The 1,257-nt window shown below is 65.3% G+C and carries 2 protein-coding genes; both read right to left on the reverse strand.

Going from position 1 to position 1,257, the window contains the following annotated elements; genetic code table 11:
- Positions 1-356 (reverse strand): GTP-binding protein (locus AB0J90_RS35620; protein ID WP_363603501.1); only part of this gene is annotated, 356 nt, incomplete at its 3' end.
- Positions 356-1,257 (reverse strand): sulfate adenylyltransferase subunit CysD (cysD, locus tag AB0J90_RS35625; RefSeq protein ID WP_363603502.1); only part of this gene is annotated, 902 nt, incomplete at its 5' end. The genes AB0J90_RS35620 and cysD, both read right to left, overlap by 1 nt.

Consider the following 1,257-nt stretch of genomic DNA (forward strand, 5'->3'; position numbering starts at 1 on the left):
GACGCGCCGGTGACCATGTTGCGGGTGTACTGGATGTGCCCGGGGGTGTCGGCGATGATGAACTTGCGCCGCGGGGTGGCGAAGTACCGGTACGCCACGTCGATCGTGATGCCCTGTTCCCGCTCGGCCCGCAGCCCGTCGGTGAGCAACGCCAGGTTCGTGTACTCGTCCCCCCGCGCGGCGGAGACCGCCTCGACCGCGGCCAACTGGTCGGTGAACAACGACTTCGTGTCATAGAGCAACCGGCCGATCAGGGTCGACTTACCGTCGTCGACGCTACCCGCGGTCGCGAAACGCAACAGGTCCATCGCCCGACCCTCGACCAGCCCGGTGTCGGTGACCGCTGTGGTGCTCATCAGAAGTAACCTTCCCGTTTGCGGTCTTCCATCGCGGCCTCACTGACCCGGTCATCGCCACGGGTCGCCCCCCGCTCGGTGATCCGGGTCGCGGCGACCTCCTCGATCACCAACTCCACACTGTCCGCGACCGACAACACCGCCGCCGTACACGAGGCGTCACCGACCGTCCGGTACCGCACCCGCGCCGTGAACGGCTCCTCCACACCACGAGGCTGGATGAACTCGTTCACCGCGTACAGCATCCCGTCCCGCTCGATCACCTCACGCTCGTGCGCGTAGTAGATCGACGGCAGCGACAACCGCTCCCTGGCGATGTAATGCCAAATGTCAAGCTCGGTCCAGTTCGACAACGGAAACACCCGAATCGACTCACCCGGATGATGACGCCCGTTGTACAACGACCACAACTCCGGCCGCTGATTCTTCGGATCCCACTGCCCGAAATCATCCCGGAACGAGAACACCCGCTCCTTCGCCCGCGCCTTCTCCTCGTCCCGACGCGCACCCCCGAACAACGCGTCGAACCGGTACTTCTCCACCGCCGCCAACAACACCGGCGTCTGGATCCGGTTCCGCATCCCATCAGCGGACTCCCGCACCAGGCCGGACTCCAACGCCTCCGGCACACTCGCCACCACCAACTGCAAACCCAACTCCGCCACCCGCCGGTCCCGGTAATCAAGCACCTCGACGAAGTTGTGCCCCGTGTCGACATGCATCACCGGGAACGGAATCCGCGCCGGCGCGAACGCCTTCTGCGCCAACCGCAACATCACGATCGAGTCCTTGCCACCCGAGAACAGCAGCACCGGACGCTCCAACTCCGCCACCACCTCACGCATGACGAAAACGCTCTCCGCCTCCAGAGCATCCAGATGCGACACCCGGTACGCCGCCG

The sequence above is a fragment of the Micromonospora sp. NPDC049523 genome (genome assembly GCF_040676775.1).
Taxonomy (GTDB): domain Bacteria; phylum Actinomycetota; class Actinomycetes; order Mycobacteriales; family Micromonosporaceae; genus Micromonospora_G.